This is a genomic window from Pseudomonas sp. SCB32, assembly GCF_009189165.1.
In the GTDB taxonomy this organism is placed as follows: Bacteria; Pseudomonadota; Gammaproteobacteria; order Pseudomonadales; family Pseudomonadaceae; genus Pseudomonas.
The window spans coordinates 2,098,556-2,122,683 of sequence record NZ_CP045118.1; the positions used below are offsets into that span (position 1 = coordinate 2,098,556).

General features: G+C 56.9%; 14 protein-coding genes, 2 tRNA genes, 2 rRNA genes and 1 pseudogene. 12 read left to right on the top strand and 7 right to left on the bottom strand.

Translation table 11 applies throughout. The features are described 5' to 3' along the window. Position 1: 1 nt before the first annotated feature. Positions 2–625: a glutathione S-transferase family protein gene (locus tag GA645_RS09960; protein ID WP_152222271.1), complete on the bottom strand. Its 624-nt coding sequence runs from the start codon at positions 623–625 to the stop codon at positions 2–4. A gap of 115 nt (positions 626–740) precedes the next feature. Between GA645_RS09960 and GA645_RS09965 the strand changes: the two genes are divergently transcribed. Continuing rightward, the gene (locus tag GA645_RS09965; RefSeq protein WP_256676126.1) at positions 741–1,556 is read left to right on the top strand and encodes an AraC family transcriptional regulator; all 816 of its coding nucleotides are present in this window, start codon (positions 741–743) and stop codon (positions 1,554–1,556) included. Between the two features lie 132 nt (positions 1,557–1,688). Here the strand turns inward: GA645_RS09965 and GA645_RS09970 are convergent, their stop codons facing one another. From GA645_RS09970 to GA645_RS09985, 4 genes are all read right to left on the bottom strand, one after another. Next, entirely contained in the window at positions 1,689–3,143 is a 1,455-nt protein-coding gene (locus GA645_RS09970; RefSeq protein ID WP_256676127.1) for an NAD-dependent succinate-semialdehyde dehydrogenase, read from the bottom strand. A gap of 46 nt (positions 3,144–3,189) precedes the next feature. Continuing rightward, positions 3,190–4,458, bottom strand: a complete 1,269-nt coding sequence (gene gabT / locus GA645_RS09975) for a 4-aminobutyrate--2-oxoglutarate transaminase (RefSeq protein ID WP_152222274.1) — start codon at positions 4,456–4,458, stop codon at positions 3,190–3,192. 282 nt (positions 4,459–4,740) lie between these two features. Beyond that, positions 4,741–6,309 (bottom strand): PucR family transcriptional regulator, encoded by a 1,569-nt coding sequence (locus GA645_RS09980; RefSeq protein ID WP_152222276.1) that lies wholly within the window; start codon positions 6,307–6,309, stop codon positions 4,741–4,743. A 212-nt stretch (positions 6,310–6,521) separates the two neighbouring features. After that, on the bottom strand, positions 6,522–7,556 hold the full coding sequence (locus GA645_RS09985; protein ID WP_152222277.1) for a polyamine ABC transporter substrate-binding protein: 1,035 nt from the start codon (positions 7,554–7,556) through the stop codon (positions 6,522–6,524). 421 nt (positions 7,557–7,977) lie between these two features. Here GA645_RS09985 and GA645_RS09990 point away from each other — a divergent pair, with 421 nt between their 5' ends. The 7 genes from GA645_RS09990 to GA645_RS10020 all read left to right on the top strand — a co-directional run bounded on the left by GA645_RS09990 (position 7,978) and on the right by GA645_RS10020 (position 17,231). Beyond that, complete coding sequence (locus GA645_RS09990) at positions 7,978–8,259, top strand: hypothetical protein (RefSeq protein WP_178119512.1); 282 nt, start codon at positions 7,978–7,980, stop codon at positions 8,257–8,259. A gap of 562 nt (positions 8,260–8,821) precedes the next feature. Next, positions 8,822–9,223, top strand: coding sequence for a serine protease (locus GA645_RS29265; protein WP_372239803.1), 402 nt, complete (start codon positions 8,822–8,824; stop codon positions 9,221–9,223). A 554-nt stretch (positions 9,224–9,777) separates the two neighbouring features. Further along, positions 9,778–10,383, top strand: a complete 606-nt coding sequence (locus GA645_RS10000) for a hypothetical protein (protein WP_152222281.1) — start codon at positions 9,778–9,780, stop codon at positions 10,381–10,383. Positions 10,384–10,545: 162 nt separating this feature from the next. Beyond that, the gene (locus GA645_RS10005; RefSeq protein WP_152222283.1) at positions 10,546–12,045 is read left to right on the top strand and encodes a DUF3375 domain-containing protein; all 1,500 of its coding nucleotides are present in this window, start codon (positions 10,546–10,548) and stop codon (positions 12,043–12,045) included. A 2-nt stretch (positions 12,046–12,047) separates the two neighbouring features. Further along, entirely contained in the window at positions 12,048–12,785 is a 738-nt protein-coding gene (locus GA645_RS10010; RefSeq protein WP_152222285.1) for a DUF4194 domain-containing protein, read from the top strand. After that, positions 12,782–16,087 carry an ATP-binding protein gene (locus tag GA645_RS10015; protein WP_178119514.1) on the top strand — a complete coding sequence of 1,102 codons (3,306 nt, stop codon included), beginning with the start codon at positions 12,782–12,784 and terminating at the stop codon, positions 16,085–16,087. The genes GA645_RS10010 and GA645_RS10015 overlap by 4 nt, the downstream gene beginning before the upstream one ends. Further along, positions 16,071–17,231, top strand: a complete 1,161-nt coding sequence (locus GA645_RS10020) for a Wadjet anti-phage system protein JetD domain-containing protein (RefSeq protein WP_152222287.1) — start codon at positions 16,071–16,073, stop codon at positions 17,229–17,231. The genes GA645_RS10015 and GA645_RS10020 overlap by 17 nt, the downstream gene beginning before the upstream one ends. A gap of 316 nt (positions 17,232–17,547) precedes the next feature. Here GA645_RS10020 and GA645_RS10025 read toward each other — a convergent pair. Together GA645_RS10025 and GA645_RS10030 are read right to left on the bottom strand one after the other, a co-directional pair. Continuing rightward, positions 17,548–17,826: pseudogene (locus tag GA645_RS10025) on the bottom strand (integrase); the annotation flags it as partial. After that, positions 17,826–18,008, bottom strand: coding sequence for a hypothetical protein (locus GA645_RS10030; protein WP_152222289.1), 183 nt, complete (start codon positions 18,006–18,008; stop codon positions 17,826–17,828). The gene GA645_RS10030 and the pseudogene GA645_RS10025, both read right to left, overlap by 1 nt. Positions 18,009–19,043: 1,035 nt before the next feature. On the opposite strand from GA645_RS10030, the gene GA645_RS10035 reads away from it, so the two are divergent. The 4 genes from GA645_RS10035 to GA645_RS10050 all read left to right on the top strand — a co-directional run bounded on the left by GA645_RS10035 (position 19,044) and on the right by GA645_RS10050 (position 24,037). Beyond that, positions 19,044–20,580, top strand: a 16S ribosomal RNA gene (locus GA645_RS10035). Between the two features lie 151 nt (positions 20,581–20,731). Beyond that, positions 20,732–20,808, top strand: a tRNA-Ile gene (locus tag GA645_RS10040). Between the two features lie 29 nt (positions 20,809–20,837). Beyond that, a tRNA-Ala gene (locus GA645_RS10045) sits at positions 20,838–20,913 on the top strand. A gap of 232 nt (positions 20,914–21,145) precedes the next feature. Further along, a 23S ribosomal RNA gene (locus GA645_RS10050) occupies positions 21,146–24,037 on the top strand. The 16S and 23S rRNA genes sit together here with 2 tRNA genes alongside, the layout of an rRNA operon. Positions 24,038–24,128: the final 91 nt, after the last annotated feature.

The window sequence follows — 24,128 nt, forward strand, 5'->3', positions numbered from 1 at the left end:
CTCAGGTCCGCTCGGCGGCCAGTTCCAGCCACTTCTGTACGGCGGGGTAAGCCAGCACGTTGTTGATGTACGACTGCAGATGGCCCGGCACTTCGATGCCGTAGCGACGGAAGCGAAAGACCACGGGTACGAACATGGCATCGACGATGCCGAAACTGCCGCAGAGGAAACTGTGCGAGCCACTGGCCGCGAGCAGGTCGCTCCAGATCGCGAACACGCGCTGGATCTCCTCGCGGGTTTGCGTCTGCAACTCGTCGACCCGATCGCCGGTGTTCAGCCCGAACGACATCTGGGTGCGCAGGTGGGAGAAGCCGGAATGCATCTCCGCCGAAGCCGCGCGGGCCTTGGCCCGCAGACGAGCGTCCGCGGGCCAGAGATGGGCCTGGGGGCAGGTTTCCGCGATGTACTCGCAGATCGCCAGGCTATCGTTGATGACGAGGTCGTCGACCAGTAGCGCGGGGACCTTGCCCGAGGGCGCGTGGGCGAGGATGCGCTGGCGGGTATCCGGCTGTTCGAGCCGGATCTGCAGGGGCTGGAAGGGGACGCCCGCGCTCACCAGGACCAGCCAGGCGCGGAACGACCAGGAGGATTTGCCGAAGTCTCCAATCACCAGTTTCGCCGACATCACGCTTACTCGCTCAGGTTGCAAAGGGAGTGGTAACGTTAGCCAGCGGCCCCTGGAGCGTATTGTAAAAAACTGGACAACCCTTGGAGCAACGGTGGAGGAAGGGCAAATCGCTTTGAACGAGGACTTCGTCAGGTTCCGGCGCATACCCGAGGGCGATAGCGAGCTGCTCTCGGCGCGTTTCAGCAACCAGACGTTCGGACGCCATTCCCATGATCGCTATGCCGTCGGAGTCATCAGCGGCGGCATGGAGCGAATGTATTACCGTGGCTGCTATTCCCTGGGCGGCGCGGGCAGCGTGGTCACCATCAGTCCGGGCGAAATCCACGATGGCTTGCCCGCCCATGAGCAGGGCTGGATGTACCGCATGCTGTACCTGGACCCGCAGTGGCTCAGTCGCACGCTGATGCCCTGGCAGGGGAGTGAGTACATTCATCTGTTCAAGACAGCGTTCCGCCAGATGCCGACGCTCGCGCGGACCTTCCTGCACCATCACCAGGCGATCGAGGCATCTCCGTGTGCCCTGGAGCGGGAAAGCCTGTTGCTGGAGCTGGTGCCGCAGCTCTTCGAGTGCAATGGTGTGCGTAGCCCGTCGGTCGAGGCGTTCGAGCGGCGGGCGGTGCAGCAGGTCCGCTGCAAGCTCGAGGACGACTTCAATCAGCAGGTTTCCCTGGAGCAGCTGGCCAACCTGGTGGGCCTGGAGCCGCTGTACCTTATCCGGGTGTTCAAGAAGAGCGTGGGCGTGTCGCCCCACAGCTACCAGATCCAGGTCCGTATCGCCCAGGTCCAGCGCCTGTTGCGTGCCGGCATGAGCATTGCCGATGCCGCCATCGCCTGTGGTTTCTTCGACCAGAGCCACATGACTCGCGCATTCAAGAAAGTGGTCGGTATCACTCCGGGCAGTTTTCGCGCAGGGCGTTCACCGACCTAGAACGCGACCACCTGCTCAAGGACGCGGCCTTGTGCCTTGCTGTCGCAAGTGTCGTCCCTGATGTCCTTTAGGCCGGCCCGGACTTCTTCCGGGCGCGACCTGGCGCTGTCTTCGGTTTGCTTTCCGCAGGGGTCACTGTAGGTCGAGCGCGACCGAGACGTACTTGGTGTCCAGGTACTCCTGGATACCCCATACACCCCCTTCACGGCCAAGGCCGCTCATCTTCACGCCGCCGAATGGCGCTTGGGGGGTGGAGGGAGCACCATCGTTGATACCCACGATGCCGTAGTCCAGGCGCTCGGACACGCGGTGAGCGGTGTCCAGGTCGCGTGTCCAGAGGTAGGCAGCCAGGCCATAGGGCGTGTCGTTGGCGGCGGCGACCACTTCATCGACGGTTTCGAATTCGATGATCGGCGCCACCGGGCCAAAGGTCTCCTCTTCGAGAATTCGCATGCCCCGGGTGACATTGCGCAGCACCGTCGGTTGGTAGTACAGCCCACCCAGCGCACGACCGCCGACAACGACGCTCGCCCCACGGTTGACGGCATCGGCAACGTGCTCGCTGACCTTCTGCAGCCCCTGTTCGTCGACCAGCGGGCCAATCTGGGTCTCGCTGTCGGAGGGATCGCCGACACGCAGTTCCTGTACGCGCGCTGCCAGGACATCGACGAGCTTCAGGCTGATCGACTTGTGGACGTAGATGCGGTTGGTGCAAACGCAGGTCTGGCCGGCATTACGGAATTTGCAGGCCATGATGTCGTCGACGGCGCGCTGGATGTCCGCGTCGGCGAAGACGATGAAGGGAGCATGGCCACCCAGCTCCAGGGACATGCGTTTCATGGTTTGCGCCGATTGACGATACAGCAGTACGCCAACCTCGGTACTGCCGGTAAAGGTCAGCTTGCGGATACGCCGCTCCTTGAGGAAAACCTCGGAGACTGCGGCGGCCTGATTGGTGGTGATGACCTGGAAGGTGCCTTCCGGGCCACCGACCTCTCGCCAGCATTTCTCCAGCAGGATCGCGGTGATCGGTGACTGCTCGGCGGGTTTCACGATCACGGTGCAACCAGCCGCCAGTGCCGGTGCGACTTTGCGGGTGATCATGGCCGCCGGGAAGTTCCACGGCGTTACGGCGAACACCGGACCAACCGGCTGGCGGTTGGCGTACAGGCGCTTGTTCTCGTGCTGACTGGAGAAGGTCTCGCCATAGAGGCGCTTGGCCTCTTCGGCATACCACTCGGCAAAGCCGGCAGCGTACATCACCTCGCCCAGTGCCTCCTTGATGGGCTTGCCCATTTCCTGGCTGATGACCGATGCGATCTCTTCGGCCCTCGACACAATGCGATCGAACCACTTGCGCAGCAGCTGGCTGCGATGGAAGGCAGTGGTCTGCTTCCAGCTCTCGAAGGCAGCGACGGAAGCTTCAACCATGCGTTGAGCGTCCTCAGCTCGACAGTCGGGGACACGCGCGAAGACACCTTGGGTTGCAGGGTTGATGACGTCGTAGAAGCCGCCTTCGGCGGCACCGCCAGCAAGCGATGGCAGTTCCCAATTGGCACCAGACGCTACGGTTATGTTGTTGTTCACGAATTCACTCTCCAGCGAAATGTTGCTCAGCGAATACGGACGCGACTTAAGCGTTCGCTGCGACCAGAGCGCGTTCGAACATGCGCAGCGCTTCAGCAACGTCCTGCTCGGAGATGACCAGCGGGCAGATGAAGCGAACGACGTTGCGATGGACACCACACTTGATGACCAGCAGACCTTCTTCGCGGGCAGCATCGATGATGCGTTGAGCCAGCGCGGCATCGGGTGCTTTCGAGTCACGGTCGGAGACGAACTCGACGGCCGCCATGGCGCCGATAGCGCGGACGTGGCCAATGCTCCTGAAGCTGGGCTCGAGGGCCTTGAAGCCTTCCAGCAGATGAGCACCGATGGCCTGGCTGCGTTCCAGCAGGTTCTCGCTCTCGAAGATCTTGATGACTTCCAGAGCAGCGGCGCAGCCCAGCGGGTTGCCGCCGTAGGTGCCGCCCAGGCCACCCGGCTTCGGCGCGTCCATGATTTCGGCACGGCCAACGACACCGGAGATCGGCAGGCCACCGGCCAAGCTCTTGGCGACGGTGACCAGGTCCGGCTGGATGCCCGAATGCTGGAAGCCGAACAACTTGCCGGTACGGCCGAAGCCGGTCTGGATTTCGTCGCAGATCAGGACGATGCCCAGCTCTTCGGTCCTCTTGCGCAGGGCGCGCATGAATTCGACAGGGGCAGCAACGAAACCGCCGTCGCCCTGTACCGGCTCGATGATGATCGCAGCGACGCGATCGGCGGCGATCTGGGTGTCGAATACTTCCTGAAGAGCCTCGAGCGCCTTCTCGGTGGTCACACCACGGTACTCATTCGGGTACGGCACGTGGTACACGTCCGGAGCGAGCGGGCCGAAGTTCTGGCGATACGGCTGGCTCATGCCGGTCAGGGTCATGCCCATCAGGGTGCGGCCGTGGAAGCCACCGCGGAAGGCAATCACGCCCGGCCGGTTGGTGTAGCCACGGGCGATCTTGATCGCGTTCTCCACGGCCTCGGCGCCGGTGGTGAGGAACACCGACTTATAGTGCTCATCGCCTCCCACCAGCTTGTTCAGCCGGGCGGCCAGCTCCACGTACTGGTCGTAGGCCGCGACCTGGAAACAGATGTGCGAGAAGACATCCAGCTGCTTGCGGACAGCCTCGACAACGCGCGGGTGATTGTGGCCGACGTTCAGCACGCCAATGCCGCCGACGAAATCCAGGTACTTCTTGCCTTGGTCATCCCAGACATAGGCGCCGGCGGCGCGGCTGATAGTGATCGGATGCGCGACGGCGACACCGTTGGAAACGTGTTGATTGCGAGCTTCGATAGAGGACATGAGGATCACCTTTTGTGACAGTGACGCCATGCTATCCGCCGCTCAAACGTCCAAATACCTACTCGAAGAAGCAGGCTGACAAGAAAACTTGGCACCTCAAATAGGAGGTGAATCCGGAAGATCGGTACACGTCGGGCAGCCGTCAGAGACGCAGGGCATCACGGTCGGCAGCTGTCAGGCGCGGTTCAGGGGAGGGAAGGGGACTGCGTCACATCCGCGACATGCAAGTCGGACGTCTGCGATGAACGACCAGGCAGGGTGTGAGATGCGCTGACAGCGCTGTCACTGGTCTTCAGAGAGGAACCGATACATCTGCGTAGCAACCTGCAGCTTGAAGCGGTCGTCAGGATTCTCGAAGGAGATACCGAGGATCTCCTCCATGCGCGCCACGCGGTAGCGCAGGGTGCTGATATGGATGTCCAGCGCCTTGGCGGTATTGAGCAGCTGGAATCCCTCGGCAGCCAGGCACATGGCGGTCTCGATCAACGAGTTCCCGCGCTTGGGGTTCTCCAGCGGCGCGATCAAACGCTCCAGGAGCATCCGCCTGGCGTCCTCGTCACCCATCAGAGCGCGGGGGAACAGTACTTCATCGAAGTTGTGCAGCTTCCCCGGTCGCAGCAGCGGCATCAGTGCCAATACGTCTTCCGCCCCCTGGGCCATGCCTGAGGCGCCCCGCTGGACACGGCTGACTGCCATGGCGCCGCCATCCTCCCTGATCGATTTCCAGACCTCTTCGGGCGGTATCTCGGCAGGTAGCAGGAAGCTGATCTGGTTCAGGGATACGGAGATGAGCGCCGGCACACCCAGGCTCTGCATGACGTGAGAGATGCGCTCGGCACTGCAGCTGCGACGATGGAATCCATCCATGCCCAGCGGAATGGGTTCGTCGAGCAGCACCAGGCACACCCGGTAGTCGCGGCTTTCGCTCCAGCCCGAAGCCTTTGCGCGCTCGATGGCACTGGGCGTCGCTGAGAACTTGCCTTCGAGCAGGCCGGCCACGAACGCGTAGCCCAGGCGCGTCTCCTGATCCGAAAGCTCCCGCTGGTGTGTCAGGTGCAGCGCTGCGATGACTGCTGCATGTTCCAGCGCGCGTGAATCAAGCTCCTCGAATTCACCCTCGACGTTGTCCAGCCAGACAATGCCGATCACTTCATCGCGGGAGCGAATCGGGCAGCCCAGGCGGGGCCTGCGCAGACCATGGGCTTCGCCGAAGAGCGCCGGGGTATTGGAGTGGAACGCATTGAACAATGACTCGCGCAAGGTGATCTTGCCGATGATCTCGCGCTCATCAGGCTCACAGCAGCCAGGCCGTGACGCCCCCAGCAAGGTGCCGTCCGCCGAGACGATGGTGGCCGGCTTGTCCAGTGACTGCTGCAACGCAACGGCCACTCCCTCGAGGTTGCTGGCGTCAATCGCAGCAGCTGTCAGCGCCCGGTGAATGAGATCCGAGCGGCGAATGATCTCGGCCTGCACGTTGATGATTCGAGCCAGCACATCATGGGTGATTTCACTGAACTGAATGTCCCAAGGCAACTCAAGCAAGGGCAGGTCGCACTGGTTCGCTTCGTCGATGGCGGCCTGGGTGAAGTGTTCCCTGAAGTGGGGTACGGCCAGCACCACGCCAGCCAACCCTATCCGACTGAGGCTACGCACCATCTCGCGGCAGGTCTGGTCATCCTCGGGCCAGTTGTAGCCGGTGGTGAGCAGCAGTTCGCCCGGCTTCAACCAGTTGGTGATTTCCGGGTGATCGACGATGTGCACCCAGGAGATCTCGCGATCCATCGCGCGGCTTCCGGCAACGACCGTAGCTTCTCGTAAAACCGTGTGCTCGATGGCGGTGGCGAGTTTCATGGATGCCCTTAACGTCTGCTGGCGGATCGATCATAGCGTCGCGGCGCTCGGCACCGATGATATTGCCATCCGGCGTGTCGGGCACACCCCGTGCGGACTGGCCACGTCCATCGAAGGGAAACGGAGCTGGATTGCACCTGGCGATTGCTGTGCGGAGCTCGGGAGCACGCTCAGCCAGGGCATTGCGCGCCTGGCTGAGGTATCACTGTTGGCTATTTGCTGGCCCAGGACATGAAACGCTGCTCCAGCGCTTCACCGTTCTCGGTCCAGAACTCGACGTTCATTTGCAGGGCGTTCTTCATGTTCTCGGGCGCGGTCGGCAGCTCGCTGGCCAGTTTCTTGTCCAGCAACGCGGCAGCGGCGGTGTTGGACGGACCGTAGGCCATTTTCTCCGTGTACAGTTTCTGCTGCTCGGGCCGCATGGCGAACGCGATGAACTGGTAGGCCGCATCCAGGTTCGGCGTGCCCTTCGGAATCGCCCAGTCATCGAACTGGTAGAGGTTTCCGTCCCAGACGATCTTCAGATTGGCGCCGCTTTCCTGCGCGGCATGGATACGACCGTTGTACGAGGAGCTCATGACCACGTCGCCCGACATCAGGTACTGCGGCGGCTGCGCGCCTGCCTCCCACCACTGGATGCTCGGCTTGATTTCGTCGAGTTTCTTGAAGGCACGGTCAACGCCAGCCGGCGTTGAAAGCACCTTGTAGACATCGGCAGGCGCCACGCCATCGGCCATGAGGGCAAACTCCAGTGCCCCGCGTGCGGATTTGCGCAAGCTGCGCTTGCCGGGGTATTTCTTCAGGTCCCAGAAATCCTTCCAACCGGTAGGTGCGACCTTGAGCTTGTCGGCGTTGTAGGCCAGGACGTTCGACCAGACGAAGATGCCGACGCCGCAGTCGGTTTGCGCGCCCTTGACCAGCGGGTCCTTGATGCCCAGGCGCGAATAATCGAGCTGCTCGAAGAGTCCGTCCTCACACCCCCGTACGAGGTCGGTGTCTTCCACGTCCAGTACGTCCCACGAGACGCTTTTCGTATCGACCATGGCCTTGACCTTGGCCATCTCGCCGTTCCACTCGCCGGCGATCACCTGCTTGCCGGACTCCTTCTCGAACGGTTTGTAGAAGGCCCCCACCTGAGCCTCCTTGCTGGCGCCACCGTACGAGATGACGGTGACGCTGTCGGCCAGGGCGTTGCCTGCGATCCCTAGCCCGCTCAAAGCCACGAGTGCCAGTGCTTTTGCCTTCATTGTTGCGCTCCTGTAAAGCTGCAAATCATTGTTTGAATTAGAAAAAGGCAGAATTTGAAAGGTGGACGGTTCAGGTCTGGCGAGTCTTGCTGCTGTTGTACTTTCACCATTGCGGATGTCGCTGAGCGGCAATGAGATTTTGGAGTTTCGGAACTCAAGAACCTGACTGTCCCGGCTGATCGTATGCAAATTGCTCCTGAGGCGACCACCTATTCCAAGTAGCAAGAGCGGGCTAATTATTAGTCAGGAAAGTTGGAGCCATTCAACTTATGGATGAATGCTGGTGCCGCTCGGGGCCCATCCAATGGGCTCTGATACCGGGAGCCAAGCGTGATCCTCCTGATGTCGAGCAAGAGCGTTATCTGACTGCCATAGATGAAGATGAAGAGGAGGGTGATATCCGCTCTGGTCCTATCTCACCATGCCATTCCTGTTCACCCTTCCGGGCGTCAAGGTGGAAGAGCTTCCTCCATGGGAGGAGGGTGACCAACAGTGGCGTCGGTTACGGGTGAACTTCCCGGATAGCGTGGCTACGCACTGCTCGACGCAGGACTTCTATTTCGGTGAGGACTTCCTGTTGCGGAGGCACGACTATTGTGTCGATGTCAGCGGAACGCTGCCTGCTGCCCAGTACGTTCACGATTACATCGAAGCTGATGGGCTGCGCATGCCAAGCAAACGGCGCGCCTATCGACGAGATTAGCGCGGCCAGGCGATCGAAGAGCAATTGCTGGTTTCCATCGATATCACCAATCTACGGTACACATGAATTGACAGGCCAGTTAGGGGCGAAAGATGCCGCTGGTCAGCGGCAGCTTCCCCCATAGTGGGCGCTCATGGTGACCAAGATCGGTTAATAAGCCTCTCCGCCGCAGTCTGGCCGCGTAGTCGACGAACAGCTTCATCCTCATTCCAGTAATGGAAAACTCATCTGGCTGGACTCAGAACCAACAGAAACGTCATTTCAATAAATGGAGCGGGAGCTTTCCTGAGTTTTCCTTTAGTCGTCAAGATACATATTTTTTAATGCTTGCTTGAGATAGAGTTTCTGCTTAATTTCAAGTTTAATTAATAGTTCAACTACTTCGTTTTGCTTGATGTCGTGTCTTTTTCACGTGATCGACTTCGTTGAGCAGAAGGCTGTTAGCCGTCCGATTCTTTCCTTCGGTATGCACGCCGTCACCTTCGGAACTGTATCCGTTCCGCCGGGCTGCTTCGTGCCGGCAATCGGGGCTCATGCCTGCATGGCTGAGACTGATGACCCTATGGCTGAGTTGCGAGGAGAGTCAACGAGTCGGCCTTCTGTTGACGTTGCCTCGCTGATAACAGAGCAGCCAGGCGCTGGCGTAAAGCCCCCTCAGACATTGTCTGTCCGGTCTAGTGGGTGGAGGCCCGAGATCGGCGAGATTGTGCTGGCTGTCGGTTTTCCTGAACTGGATTTGTCGGAGGTGGGCGAGTCAGAGCAGAACGCACTCCTCACCGAGGGAATGTATGGTGCTTATGGCCGAATAATTGACGTCCAACTCGAAGGAACCAGTCGCTCAAACAGCACCCCCGTGTTTGTTGTGGAAAGTGATTGGCCGTCTGGGATGAGCGGAGGCCCTGTCTTCAACCGCAGTGGTGAGGTGATAGGGATAGTGAGCCGATCCCAACCCCCCCGAACCTAGTGCGCCCGGGTGGGGTTTGCTGCGTTCCTGGGGTCTATCCCGGATCTGGAACACTTGGCGCCTACCTTAGACAAAGACAATCCCGGCTGGCGCCAGTGCTGGGGTGTCTTTTCTGCAGGCGGAGACGCGCCGAGCAGCATGCATCCGTCTAGAGAAGCGGCAGAGATAGCGGCTCAAGAGCTTGATCCGCCGGGGGACATCCGGTGGATATCCAATCGCATAGGTAGCGATGATTACGTTGGGGGTGGCGACTGCCTCTAGATTCAAGGCATCGCTTGTTTTTGGTTTCGCCGTGTTACTCAGGTTGGGTGATATGCCAAGCTTGGATGACGACTTTGGTCCGCGCCGCCTGTTTTGCCTGTTACTATTTCCGGCGCTTCGCTTCAACTGGTCGGCTGTCAATTTGGGCGGAGAAATTGCTCTCAAATTTGATAAATGTCAAATTGCCATCAATTGATAGTAGGATGCTTAAGCGACGCCCGAGAAGCAGGCGCATTGTGAGCACCGACACTTGGGCTACCTGTCGGCAGAAGCCGGATTGAGGGTGTGGCGAGATGAAAGATGTTTTCCAAATTGAGCCGCATACTGAGATCGACCGGGCTCAGTCCTACATCCGAGCCTATCCGCACATTCTCGCCGCCTTGAAGTCCCCCCAGCCATTGGATGAGCAGGCGTTCGTTTGTGGCGCGCACATGGTCTATGGGTGGATGCCGACGATACTGGAAATCCACATCAGTGGGACAGTTGATGCCCACGCTGGGGCGGCACTGCTCAACAAGGCACGGACCGAAGGACGACTCGATAACGAGGAGATCAAGCAGTTGGCTGGCCTGATTAATCACTCGGTTGTAGGGGCCTCCAAACTGTTGCATTTTGTGAATCCTGAAGCCTTTGCGATTTGGGACTCCAATATCTATTACTTTCTTCATGGGGAGCCTGGAAATAACTCCCGCGTTAACAAAGTCGGTAGGTACGCTAGCTACTCGAATTATCTAAGGCGCTTAACGCAGGACCAACGATTCCCGGAGTTTCACTCATCCGTTAATCGCAAGATGGGCTACGCAGTTTCCCCGCTACGAGCGCTTGAGGTAGTGATGTTCATCAACGCCGGCGCCTCCAAAAAATCGACCAAACGAAAGGGCGCAGTGACAGCAGTTTGAGCGTGGTTTCCGAGCAGACCACCAAGGGGACCGCTCTGGGCTGGTCGCAGGAACGGCCGCTTGCGCGGGGCCATGGGTAGCGAAGACAACCGAGTTTGAGGACTCGAACGCCAGACGACTGGTGTCATTTCGAGTGGTGATGGATTCGCCCGAGAGACTTACATGGAAGAGAGTACTCAGCACCTTACCGAGCGCTATGTCTCCTCTCGCAGCCAGCATCCGGCTTGGCTGCTATTGGCCTCCCGACGGGCGCCTCTGGTCCTTAGCTGCCTGCGCACTCTATTCGATAAAGCCAACGATGGAATCGTTGTAGAGGATGCGCTTCAAGGCTTGTCAGAGCTCCTTGCCAGCTACGCAAGCCAAGAGCTTTTCGAGATCGATGCTGACAACGTCCACCTTCAGGCGGGGCGCGAGTTGCGGGAGTGGATCAAGCGACGCCTGATCGTCGAACGCGAAGGTCGTGTCTACGCGACGGATGCTCTGGAGGTCGCAATCCAGTTCGTGGAGTCGCTAGACAGCCGAATGATGACGTCTACGGCATCACGCCTGTCTGTCGTACAGCGCGAGATCGAGAATCTCGAGACCAATCTGAACCCCAGCCCGGCGGGTCGCATCGCTAGCCTGCGTCGTCGCATCCAAGATCTCGAGCATGAGCTGAAGCAGGTGGAAGCTGGCTACATTGTCGTTCTTGATGAGGCCCGGGCAATTGAGGGGATCCGGGAGGTATATAGCCTAGCGACCAGCCTGCGTGCGGACTTCAGGAGGGTTGAGGACTCTTGGCGCGACGCAGATAGAGCACTTCGCCAGTCCATCATTAGCGAGCAATATCACCGTGGCGACATCGTGGATCTGCTGCTCGATGGACAGGATTCTCTATTGAGTACCCCGGAAGGGCGGGTGTTCGATAGCTTCCAACAGCAGCTGCGACAGTCCATTGAATTGGACGAAATGCGCGTGCGGGTCCGAACGATTCTTCGGCATCCCGCTGCTTCCAAAGCGCTCCAACGTAGCCAGCAGAAAGAAATGCGATGGCTAGTTCTGAGACTGGTTCAGGAGTCTCAGTCGGTGCTGCAGGCTAGAGCGCGCAGCGAAAGGGACGTTAAAGGATTCATGAAGACGGGGCTCGCGCTGGAGCACCATCGCGTTGGTCAGTTACTCCACGACATTTTCAGTGCCGCGCTGGGGTTGGACTGGCAGCGCCAAAGCCAACGTCGAAAAGCTGTGCCATTGCCTCCCATTGGAATTCCGATCTCGGGCATCCCGTCCGTCGGGCGCTTGCGATTTAAAGACTTCAGTACTGGGGCCGAGGCAGAGCTAAATCTCGATGTTGTCTCCGCCGGCTTAGACGAAATCGATGCGGACTTTTGGGATGCATTTGATGGGCTGGATCGAAATGCACTCATCCGCGAGACCCTGTCGGTTTTGGCTCAACAGGGAAGACCTTTAAGTCTCGGCGAACTAGCGGCTTTGCTGCCACCTGCACATGATCTAGAGACATTTTCTCTCTGGCTGGGGATGGCCCGCGAGGCGGGTCTCCATGTGTACGAGAATGAGGCTGAAAGCGTCGAGCTAGTTGACTCAGAACAGCAACGCTGGCGGTTCCATCTTCCTCTCGTCGGTATGGATAGCGCTGCACTCAAAGACATTGATTGGGAGTTGTGAGCATGGCGGGAATTTTCGATCAATTGGCAAGTTCGGCAGTGGACGATCCGAGGTCGGCTGACCTGCCGGCCGATGAGACAGAACAAGCGGCTCCCCCTCAGACTCACGAGCCATCCGACGATAGTCGTCGCACTCATGGCCGCATTAGAGAAACCGTGCAGGAGCTTCTTAAGTACGGCTTGCTGGAGGACAGCCACAAACCCAACCTCTATCGCCTTGCCGTCACCCATGCCGTTGAGATCGCGAACGTTCTCGAGCCCCTCGACCTGGGCGTCAGTATCGACGAGATACGGGGGCTTGCCGTTGTGACCGTCCGGCAGGACACCCGGGCTGAGGCAGATGAGTGGTCACACCCGCTCGTGCGGAGGCAGCGCCTGAACCTGGAGCAATCACTGCTCATCGCGATACTGCGCCAGCACTTCATTGTGTCAGAGCAGGAAAGTGGTATTGGCACGACGGTCGCGCAGGTTGCGGTGGACGATCTAATCCCTCAGCTACAGGTCTACCTTGGCGATTTGGGCAGCGATGCGAAAGAGCGCAACCGCGTTCTCACGCTACTGGACCAGTTGAAAGGACATGGTCTGGTGTCTACCCCTGACGCGCATGACAACATCATCATTCGCCCGATCATTGCTCACTTGGCAAACCCTGAGAACCTGCGGGCTCTGCTAGCTTGGATTCAGGACCAACAGCGGCTGGAAAGTGATCCCAACGATCTGGCCATGGAGGTCGAAGAGTGAAGCAGGAAGCTTTTTGGCGGGATAACGAAACCTTCGTCCTCACCTCGGTTGAGATGTTCAACTGGGGCGGCTTTCAAGGGTTTCATCGGGCGCCGATTGACGGTGCGGGGACCGCAGTCATTGGTCCGACTGGGAGCGGGAAGACGACCCTCGTCGATGCGCTAATGACCCTCATCTGCGCGAACCCTCGGTACAACCTTGCATCCACCGGCGGCCACGACAGTGACAGGGATCTTGCCTCGTATGTTCGTGGTGTGACCGGTCCTGGAGATGGGAGTGCTGGTCAGTCGCACATCGCTCGTTCTGGTAAGGCGATTACGGGAATTTCTGCGACACTCAATCGTGAGTCTGGGATGGTTCGGCTTGGTGCGCTGCTCTGGTTCGAGGGCACCAGTTCATCTTCCACCGACATGAAGAAGCTCTGGATATTCAGTACCTCTCCCGACCATACGCTTGAACACTGGCTCAGTGTCCAGCACGAGGGGGGGATGGCCGCTCTGAATAAGATGGGGAGCTCGGAAGCGGGGATTTGGACGTACCAAAGCAAAAAGCAATACCTCGCCCGACTGCGGGATTTCTTTGAGGTCGGAGAGAACGCATTCAACCTTCTGAATCGAGCCTCAGGGCTGAAACAGCTCAATAGCATCGACGAGATTTTTCGTGAGCTGGTGCTGGATGATCGTGCGGCGTTTGATCGTGCTGCAGAGGTGGCTGACAGCTTTGATGACCTCACTGAAATCCATCGCGAGCTCGAAGTTGCGCGCCGGCAACAGCGTGCGCTAGAGCCGATAGCAGATCTATGGTCGCGCTACCAATCGCTTGAGAGCCAAGCAAGTGAGAAGGCAACCCTGCAGCGACTTGTGCCTGTTTGGTATGCGGAGCAGGGGCACCGTTTGTGGCTAGCGGAGACTGAGCGTCTGCGGATCGAGCATCGACAGGCCGAGGCGGAGGTGGCCTCTGCGCATGAGCTCCTCGAAGCACAGAGGCGGCGCGCTGGCGGGTTACGACAGCTCTATCTACTGAAAGGCGGCACCAACATTGACCAGCTGAGAGCGCGCGTGCGTGATTGGAGCGCAATTTCATCGCGGCTTGAACTAGCCTCACGGCAGTATCAGTCGCTTGCTCGGAATCTAGGTCTGCCAGGGGAGCTCGACTCATCGATATTGCGTGAGAACCAGGTTAAGGCAGAGGCGCGGCTTGTTACTCTGAGGTCAGATCTGGAGCAAGCCAAAATGACGTCCTTCCAATTGGGCGTCGTAGAGACTGAACAGTCGACCTTGCTCGCAAGACTTAAGACTGAACGACAAGAGGTTGAGCGTCGTCCCGGGTCAAATTTGCGCCCTAATTTCCAGAGTCTTCGCTCTGATTTAGCCATGGAGCTTGGTCTCGACGAAACCGCGCTGCCGTTTGTGGCAGAACTCGTCCAGGTCAAGAGCGAAGAGCATCGTTGGAGAGGGGCCATCGAGCGGGCAATCGGTGGTCACCGACTGCGGATTCTGGTGCCACCGGAGTCTATCGGACGGGCGCTTCGTTGGATCAATAATCGGCATAACCGACTGCACGTTCGTTTGTTGGAGGTGAAGCGTCCTGAGTCAGCTGCGGCCTTCATGCCGGATGGCTTTACTCGAAAACTCACATACAAGGATCACCCCTACCGAGAGGCGCTTAAGGTACTTCTTGCTGAGAATGATCGGCACTGCGTCGACGGCCCAGAGGTGCTGAGATCTACACCTCATGCGATGACTGCTGAAGGCCTCATGTCGGGTAAAGCCAGCTTTTACGATAAGCAGGACCAGTCGCGTTTGGAAGACGATTGGCTCACGGGCTTCGATAACCGCGACCGCTTGGCCCAGTTGGCTAGTCAAATTCATGAGGTCAGCGACCGGCAATTGCACGCTGCTCAAGAGCTCAAAAATGCTCTAACAGCAGTTAGCTTGCTTGAGGGCCAAATTACGGCCTTGGAGCAAATCGCCAAGGTCGATTTCGCGGGAATAGACCTTCCTGGAGCGCAGAAGCAGCTCGACGAGCTGAATCAGGGGATCCAGGAGCTGTTGCGGCCTGACACTGACCTTGCGGCGGCAAAAATAGCCGTGGATCAGGCTGAGGAGCTGATCCGTGGGCTAGATCAGCAGCACCAAAAGGCGATCGCGAAGAGGGCCACGGTGAATACCAGCCTAGACCAGGCTGCATCGAGTACTCGCAAGGCCTTTAATCAGTCTGAAGCAGGGATGAGCGACCAGGAGCGTGAGCTCGCGATTAGATACTTGCCAGAGGTCGCGCCGAAGTACTTGGCAGAGATCGGCGAGCTTGAGCTGCAATTCACTCGAGACCTGCAGAGTGAGATCAGCGGCTTCAAGGACAGACTCAGCAAGATTCAATCTGAGCTTGCAAGAAAAATGTCGGATGCGCTGAAAGAGGATACCGGAGCACTGGTAGACGTGGGGCGAGAGCTCGATGACGTGCACAAGTACTTGGATCGGCTGAAGGTACTCACCGAAGAGGCCTTGCCAGAGAAGCTGAAGCGATTCCGAGACTACCTAAACCGCTCCTCCGATGATGGTGTGACTCAGTTACTGAGTTACATCGAGCAGCAGGTCGCGCTGATTGAGGAGCGACTGGACGATCTGAATAGCACGATGTGCCGGGTCGATTTCCAGACAGGGCGGTACCTGAGATTGATCGCAAATAAGGTCTCGCATGACAGCATTCGTTCACTACAGCGTGCGCAACGTGCCCTCAATTCGGCCAGGTTCATAGAGGACGAAGGGGAGAGCCACTACAAGGCCCTGCGAGAGCTTGTGGTGATTCTGCGGGAGGCTTGTGAGCGGAATCGGACTCAGGCCGCTCGTGCGTTGCTTGATCCGCGCTTCCGGCTGGAGTTCGCAGTCTCTGTGATCGATCGAGAGACAGGTAATACGATTGAAACCCGGACCGGCTCGCAAGGTGGGAGTGGTGGCGAGAAAGAGATCATCGCCTCCCATGTCTTAACTGCATCGCTGAGCTATGCCCTGTGCCCAGACGGGAGTAGAAGACCACTTTTTGGCTCCATCATCCTGGATGAAGCGTTCTCCCGCAGCTCTCATGCCGTAGCGGCTCGAATCATCGGGGCGCTCCGTGAGTTCGGCTTGCATGCCATCTTCATCACTCCAAACAAGGAAATGCGGCTACTGCGCCACCACACTCGATCGGCGATCGTAGTTCACAGGAACGGCATGGATTCCAGTTTGGTCTCCCTTAGCTGGGAAGCGTTGGACGAACACTATCAACAGCGGATGAAGGTGCAGAGTGAAATCACCACTTGAGATCAGCCGAAAGCTAGCTCGTCAGTGGTATCAGTCAGAGACCCGTAGCAAGCGACTTCTTGGCCTAAGTGAGTGGCCGTTGTGCATACGAATCGGGGCTGCCTCTGCTAGGGAGTTTTCGCAGGATCCCGGCGCCGTACAGCGCCATGCTGATGCTTGGAAGTCGGTGCCAGTTGGAACGGTGAAGTGGGAGCCAGTCAGCTATCGCGCTGGAGCTGAACCAGTTCCGCTTCCTTCGCAGTGGTGTCTACGCACGCCATCCGAATGGATCGCTGCAACGATGGATATGGCGATAGGCAAAGAGTATGCAGATCTTGAGCACATCGTTGAGTGCACCGATGTGACCTTCAGGGCATTGCTCGTTACTCAGCGCAGCCTCTGGATCAAGAAAAATCCAACGGAGGTCATTGCAGCCGCAGATTTGGCCTTACGTCTCGAGCCGGGGTGTGCGATGGGGCGGCCACTGCGATTGTTGGCCGAGCATGGCGTGGATACGAAGTTCTTCGAGCGTAATGCTGGACTGCTTACTCGGCTACTGGATGAGCGTTTTCAGGGAGTGCCGTCTGAGCTGGGGCTCACTACCTTCCTTGGGGCCCTGGAAGAGAACGAACACTGGGTACTGGTTGCACCTCTGTGTGATGGACTGCTTCCCTTTAAGAAGCTTCGCCTCACAACCGCTGAGCTCATGGAGTCTCGGCTTCCAGGGGCTCGGCTGATGGTCATTGAGAACGAAAAATGCCTTCACCAACTGCCTGAGCTTGACGACACCGTCGCGGTTCTTGGTTGTGGTCTCGATCTGCAGTGGATGGCAGCATCCTGGTTGCGAGAGAAGCAGCTTGCTTATTGGGGGGATATCGATAGCTGGGGCTTGCTAATGCTAAGTAGTGCCCGAGAGTTCTGTCCTGATATCTCTGCTCTTCTCATGTCAAGAGATGTGTATGAGTTATACGGCTCTAGGTCTGCAGTCGAAGAGCCCGTCACGGCTCAGGCGTTTCCTCCATCCGGACTTTGCAGTGAGGAAAAGGATCTTTACTCAGACTTGTTAGGGCTGAAAAAGGGGCGCTTGGAGCAGGAGTATTTGCCCTCAGTTGCTGTAGAGGCGGCAATATGTCAGTGGATAGACAGGTGTTCAAATGATCTGTAGTGGCCGCTCATGACGCCAAAGTAGCAGCCTAAGTAGAGGTGAGTACTACGCCGGGGCTGCTTTGTTACTGAATCCGGGCCCCAAAATCGGTCCAGACTAGCAACACTGCGAGTGCAGGGGGATCCTCTGGCTTGCCGGTCCGCTGGGGCTTCCGATGATCTATAGGAAAAGTGGTTGCAATGGCTTCCAGGTATCTGATTTCAGATGTTAGGAGGTAGATGGTGGCATGGGCATAGCCATCGTCGACAGCCCGTTATTTGGTGTTTCCCACGTGGCAGCCGAGAGTGATCGAGTAAGGTAAGTAATTGGTTGTTCTTCAGTAGAAATTCCCTACCTCAGAGAGTTTCATAAGCCCATCGAGCTTCTCTCCTAAAAGCTGCCATGCCTCTGTTTTTTCCTTGGCGTAGTCGTGGTGCAGGTAATGCCGGCGTACCTTGGAACCGCCCAGCAGGTGGTTCTGGCAGCGATCGATGATCTCCAGCGTCACACCGAGCTCCTGCATCATGGTAGCGCCTGTGCGACGCAAGTCATGAGGCGTCCACTCACCTTTAGCGCCTCTGCTCAGCACTAGTGAGTCATCGTGATGGCGGCCGGCTACTCCAGGATGACGGAACGTTTCTGTTCCGGGTCCATACGCTTGGGTAGGCTGTTGGGGCGGCGGGCGTTGATCAGGCGGGCGAAGTCATGGGCGACGAACCAGGGTTGGCGTTCGATCAGGATCGCGCGCAGTTGGTAGGTGTGGTGTTGGAAAACGACAGGCTTGTAAGCGTCTTGCATGGTGAGGCTCCATCTACGAGGTTGAGGAGCCGCCACACGTCGTCGCTATTCGAAGGGTGGCGGACCGCGCAGGGTTAGCGAACCGGGAGATGGAACCGGCAGACCCGAGGGTCTCCCCGCGCGATCCGCCATAGAGCCAGTAGTGAATACTGCAGGCGTGAAAGGGCCTACAGGAAATATTCGCTCTTTCCTGCATGCGCTTTCAGCGCAATCGCGCCATCTCTACAAGTCGCTAAACGTGGCCACGGGATTGACCGTGACGGCTGGAGAATGGCGGACGGCTTTCCGAAGCGGCAACCTGCAAAGCTCGTAGGAATCCAGGAAGCGCGTTGAGGTGTGAGGTCCTGGTGAGTCTTCTCTATATAGAAGAGGCGGCTGAGAGGGACGGCGCATCGGCTTGGGCCCGTCCGCCATCGGTGCTCCTGACGGTGTGCGGTCGCCGGAAGGCTTGCTTCTATATAGGAGAGGGAAGGGGAGGCAGATATTTGTCATCTTTCTGCAAAAAGTCGTTGACGGGCTCTTTTCAGTCCCTATAATGCGCACCACTCCCAGCGACGAAGCGCTGAAAGAACTTGAAAATCAAGTACTTACAGAGATTCGGAGTTGAGGGTGGTGATCAGGCAGGTGATTCACTTGCCGCTTTCCATTGGCTGCTCCGGCAGCGAGCTGAAAGGAAGATCGCCGAGGTGCTTGACAGTGAGCTTGATCGCTGTAGAATGCGCCTCCCGCTGATGAGAGGTTTGACTTCTCGGAAGCCCAAGCGATTGAGTAGAAAAGAAATTTTCGAAAAATAAGGCTTGACGGAAGATGAGGTTAGCGTAGAATGCGCGCCTCGGTTGAGACGAAAGCCTTGACCAACTGCTCTTTAACAAGTCGAATCAAGCAATTCGTGTGGGTGCTTGTGATGTAAGACTGATGATCGACTGATTATCAGCAACGCAAGTAACACTCGTGAATTCGAGAGTTTTAGCTCTTTAAATAGAGCATGCGATTGCTGAGCCAAGTTTAGGGTTTTCTCAAAACCCAAGCAGTATTGAACTGAAGAGTTTGATCATGGCTCAGATTGAACGCTGGCGGCAGGCCTAACACATGCAAGTCGAGCGGATGATGGGAGCTTGCTCCCGGATTCAGCGGCGGACGGGTGAGTAATGCCTAGGAATCTGCCTGGTAGTGGGGGACAACGTTTCGAAAGGAACGCTAATACCGCATACGTCCTACGGGAGAAAGCAGGGGACCTTAGGGCCTTGCGCTATCAGATGAGCCTAGGTCGGATTAGCTAGTTGGTGGGGTAAAGGCCTACCAAGGCGACGATCCGTAACTGGTCTGAGAGGATGATCAGTCACACTGGAACTGAGACACGGTCCAGACTCCTACGGGAGGCAGCAGTGGGGAATATTGGACAATGGGCGAAAGCCTGATCCAGCCATGCCGCGTGTGTGAAGAAGGTCTTCGGATTGTAAAGCACTTTAAGTTGGGAGGAAGGGCAGTAAGTTAATACCTTGCTGTTTTGACGTTACCAACAGAATAAGCACCGGCTAACTTCGTGCCAGCAGCCGCGGTAATACGAAGGGTGCAAGCGTTAATCGGAATTACTGGGCGTAAAGCGCGCGTAGGTGGTTTGGTAAGATGGATGTGAAATCCCCGGGCTCAACCTGGGAACTGCATCCATAACTGCCTGACTAGAGTACGGTAGAGGGTGGTGGAATTTCCTGTGTAGCGGTGAAATGCGTAGATATAGGAAGGAACACCAGTGGCGAAGGCGACCACCTGGACTGATACTGACACTGAGGTGCGAAAGCGTGGGGAGCAAACAGGATTAGATACCCTGGTAGTCCACGCCGTAAACGATGTCGACTAGCCGTTGGGATCCTTGAGATCTTAGTGGCGCAGCTAACGCGATAAGTCGACCGCCTGGGGAGTACGGCCGCAAGGTTAAAACTCAAATGAATTGACGGGGGCCCGCACAAGCGGTGGAGCATGTGGTTTAATTCGAAGCAACGCGAAGAACCTTACCTGGCCTTGACATGTCCGGAATCTTGCAGAGATGCGAGAGTGCCTTCGGGAATCGGAACACAGGTGCTGCATGGCTGTCGTCAGCTCGTGTCGTGAGATGTTGGGTTAAGTCCCGTAACGAGCGCAACCCTTGTCCTTAGTTACCAGCACGTTATGGTGGGCACTCTAAGGAGACTGCCGGTGACAAACCGGAGGAAGGTGGGGATGACGTCAAGTCATCATGGCCCTTACGGCCAGGGCTACACACGTGCTACAATGGTCGGTACAGAGGGTTGCCAAGCCGCGAGGTGGAGCTAATCCCATAAAACCGATCGTAGTCCGGATCGCAGTCTGCAACTCGACTGCGTGAAGTCGGAATCGCTAGTAATCGTGAATCAGAATGTCACGGTGAATACGTTCCCGGGCCTTGTACACACCGCCCGTCACACCATGGGAGTGGGTTGCTCCAGAAGTAGCTAGTCTAACCGCAAGGGGGACGGTTACCACGGAGTGATTCATGACTGGGGTGAAGTCGTAACAAGGTAGCCGTAGGGGAACCTGCGGCTGGATCACCTCCTTAATCGAAGATCGCAGCTTCTTCATAAGCTCCCACACGAATTGCTTGATTCACTGGTTAGACGATAGGTTTGCTGCTCGGTTGGTTTGAGCGCGCCCCCGGCTCTTGGATAGAGAGCGGGTGAGGTCGACAAGCTGGCAAAGCCCGAACGATTGGGTCTGTAGCTCAGTTGGTTAGAGCGCACCCCTGATAAGGGTGAGGTCGGCAGTTCGAATCTGCCCAGACCCACCAATTGTTGTGGTGTGCTGCTGATCCGATACGGGGCCATAGCTCAGCTGGGAGAGCGCCTGCTTTGCACGCAGGAGGTCAGGAGTTCGATCCTCCTTGGCTCCACCATTAAAAATCGTCGAAAGCTCAGACATGAATGTTCAGATTGAACGAACATTGATGTCTGGTCTTTGTGCCAGAACTGTTCTTTAAAAATTTGGGTATGTGATAGAAGTAGACTGAATAATCTCTTTCACTGGTGATTATTCAAGTCAAGGTAAAATTTGCGAGTTCAAGCGCGAATTTTCGGCGAATGTCGTCTTCACGTTCGAGACAATAACCAGATTGCTTGGGGTTATATGGTCAAGTGAAGAAGCGCATACGGTGGATGCCTTGGCAGTCAGAGGCGATGAAAGACGTGGTAGCCTGCGATAAGCTTCGGGGAGTCGGCAAACAGACTTTGATCCGGAGATCTCTGAATGGGGAAACCCACCCGAGATAACTCGGGTATCTTGTACTGAATACATAGGTGCAAGAGGCGAACCAGGGGAACTGAAACATCTAAGTACCCTGAGGAAAAGAAATCAACCGAGATTCCCTTAGTAGTGGCGAGCGAACGGGGACTAGCCCTTAAGCTTCTTTGAATCTAACAGAACGCTCTGGAAAGTGCGGCCATAGTGGGTGATAGCCCCGTATGTGAAAGGTTCTTTGAAGTGAAATCGAGTAGGACGGAGCACGAGAAACTTTGTCTGAATATGGGGGGACCATCCTCCAAGGCTAAATACTACTGACTGACCGATAGTGAACCAGTACCGTGAGGGAAAGGCGAAAAGAACCCCGGAGAGGGGAGTGAAATAGAACCTGAAACCGTATGCGTACAAGCAGTGGGAGCCTACTTTGTTAGGTGACTGCGTACCTTTTGTATAATGGGTCAGCGACTTATATTCAGTGGCGAGCTTAACCGTATAGGGAAGGCGTAGCGAAAGCGAGTCTTAATAGGGCGTTTTAGTCGCTGGGTATAGACCCGAAACCGGGCGATCTATCCATGAGCAGGTTGAAGGTTAGGTAACACTGACTGGAGGACCGAACCCACTCCCGTTGAAAAGGTAGGGGATGACTTGTGGATCGGAGTGAAAGGCTAATCAAGCTCGGAGATAGCTGGTTCTCCTCGAAAGCTATTTAGGTAGCGCCTCACGTATCACTCCAGGGGGTAGAGCACTGTTTCGGCTAGGGGGTCATCCCGACTTACCAAACCGATGCAAACTCCGAATACCTGGAAGTGTCAGCGTGGGAGACACACGGCGGGTGCTAACGTCCGTCGTGAAAAGGGAAACAACCCAGACCGTCAGCTAAGGTCCCAAAGTTATGGTTAAGTGGTAAACGATGTGGGAAGGCTTAGACAGCTAGGAGGTTGGCTTAGAAGCAGCCACCCTTTAAAGAAAGCGTAATAGCTCACTAGTCGAGTCGGCCTGCGCGGAAGATGTAACGGGGCTCAAACCATACACCGAAGCTACGGGTGCATCGCAAGATGCGCGGTAGAGGAGCGTTCTGTAAGCCTGTGAAGGTGAGTTGAGAAGCTTGCTGGAGGTATCAGAAGTGCGAATGCTGACATGAGTAACGACAATGGGAGTGAAAAACTCCCACGCCGAAAGACCAAGGGTTCCTGCGCAACGTTAATCGACGCAGGGTTAGTCGGTCCCTAAGGCGAGGCTGAAGAGCGTAGTCGATGGGAAACAGGTTAATATTCCTGTACTTCTAGTTACTGCGATGGAGGGACGGAGAAGGCTAGGCCAGCTTGGCGTTGGTTGTCCAAGTTTAAGGTGGTAGGCCGAACACTTAGGCAAATCCGGGTGTTCAAGGCCGAGAGCTGATGACGAGTCATCTTTTAGATGATGAAGTGGTTGATGCCATGCTTCCAGGAAAAGCTTCTAAGCTTCAGGTAACTAGGAACCGTACCCCAAACCGACACAGGTGGTTGGGTAGAGAATACCAAGGCGCTTGAGAGAACTCGGGTGAAGGAACTAGGCAAAATGGCACCGTAACTTCGGGAGAAGGTGCGCCGATGAGGGTGAAGCATTTACTGCGTAAGCCCATGTCGGTCGAAGATACCAGGCCGCTGCGACTGTTTATTAAAAACACAGCACTCTGCAAACACGAAAGTGGACGTATAGGGTGTGACGCCTGCCCGGTGCCGGAAGGTTAATTGATGGGGTTAGCGAAAGCGAAGCTCTTGATCGAAGCCCCGGTAAACGGCGGCCGTAACTATAACGGTCCTAAGGTAGCGAAATTCCTTGTCGGGTAAGTTCCGACCTGCACGAATGGCGTAACGATGGCGGCGCTGTCTCCACCCGAGACTCAGTGAAATTGAAATCGCTGTGAAGATGCAGTGTATCCGCGGCTAGACGGAAAGACCCCGTGAACCTTTACTGTAGCTTTGCACTGGACTTTGAGCCTGCTTGTGTAGGATAGGTGGGAGGCTTTGAAGCGTGGACGCCAGTCTGCGTGGAGCCAACCTTGAAATACCACCCTGGCATGCTTGAGGTTCTAACTCTGGTCCGTTATCCGGATCGAGGACAGTGTATGGTGGGCAGTTTGACTGGGGCGGTCTCCTCCTAAAGAGTAACGGAGGAGTACGAAGGTGCGCTCAGACCGGTCGGAAATCGGTCGTAGAGTATAAAGGCAAAAGCGCGCTTGACTGCGAGACAGACACGTCGAGCAGGTACGAAAGTAGGTCTTAGTGATCCGGTGGTTCTGTATGGAAGGGCCATCGCTCAACGGATAAAAGGTACTCCGGGGATAACAGGCTGATACCGCCCAAGAGTTCATATCGACGGCGGTGTTTGGCACCTCGATGTCGGCTCATCACATCCTGGGGCTGAAGCCGGTCCCAAGGGTATGGCTGTTCGCCATTTAAAGTGGTACGCGAGCTGGGTTTAGAACGTCGTGAGACAGTTCGGTCCCTATCTGCCGTGGACGTTTGAGATTTGAGAGGGGCTGCTCCTAGTACGAGAGGACCGGAGTGGACGAACCTCTGGTGTTCCGGTTGTCACGCCAGTGGCATTGCCGGGTAGCTATGTTCGGAATAGATAACCGCTGAAAGCATCTAAGCGGGAAACTAGCCTCAAGATGAGATCTCACTGGGAACTTGATTCCCCTGAAGGGCCGTCGAAGACTACGACGTTGATAGGTCGGGTGTGTAAGCGCTGTGAGGCGTTGAGCTAACCGATACTAATTGCCCGTGAGGCTTGACCATATAACACCCAAACAATTTGCGTGTTGTACGGTGAAGACGTAACGAACCGAAAGTTCGTGTGAACCGCAAATTACCTGTCACATACCCGAAT

Excerpts from the sequence above, each read along its gene's own strand:
- GA645_RS09960 (WP_152222271.1), bottom strand. The coding sequence starts at position 625 with ATGTCGGCGAAACTGGTGATTGGAGACTTCGGCAAATCCTCCTGGTCG.
- GA645_RS09980 (WP_152222276.1), bottom strand. The coding sequence starts at position 6,309 with ATGAAACTCGCCACCGCCATCGAGCACACGGTTTTACGAGAAGCTACG.
- GA645_RS10000 (WP_152222281.1), top strand. The coding sequence starts at position 9,778 with ATGAAAGATGTTTTCCAAATTGAGCCGCATACTGAGATCGACCGGGCT.
- GA645_RS09990 (WP_178119512.1), top strand. The coding sequence starts at position 7,978 with ATGCCATTCCTGTTCACCCTTCCGGGCGTCAAGGTGGAAGAGCTTCCT.
- GA645_RS09985 (WP_152222277.1), bottom strand. The coding sequence starts at position 7,556 with ATGAAGGCAAAAGCACTGGCACTCGTGGCTTTGAGCGGGCTAGGGATC.
- GA645_RS10010 (WP_152222285.1), top strand. The coding sequence starts at position 12,048 with ATGGCGGGAATTTTCGATCAATTGGCAAGTTCGGCAGTGGACGATCCG.
- GA645_RS29265 (WP_372239803.1), top strand. The coding sequence starts at position 8,822 with ATGGCTGAGTTGCGAGGAGAGTCAACGAGTCGGCCTTCTGTTGACGTT.
- GA645_RS10030 (WP_152222289.1), bottom strand. The coding sequence starts at position 18,008 with ATGCAAGACGCTTACAAGCCTGTCGTTTTCCAACACCACACCTACCAA.
- gabT (WP_152222274.1), bottom strand. The coding sequence starts at position 4,458 with ATGTCCTCTATCGAAGCTCGCAATCAACACGTTTCCAACGGTGTCGCC.
- GA645_RS10005 (WP_152222283.1), top strand. The coding sequence starts at position 10,546 with ATGGAAGAGAGTACTCAGCACCTTACCGAGCGCTATGTCTCCTCTCGC.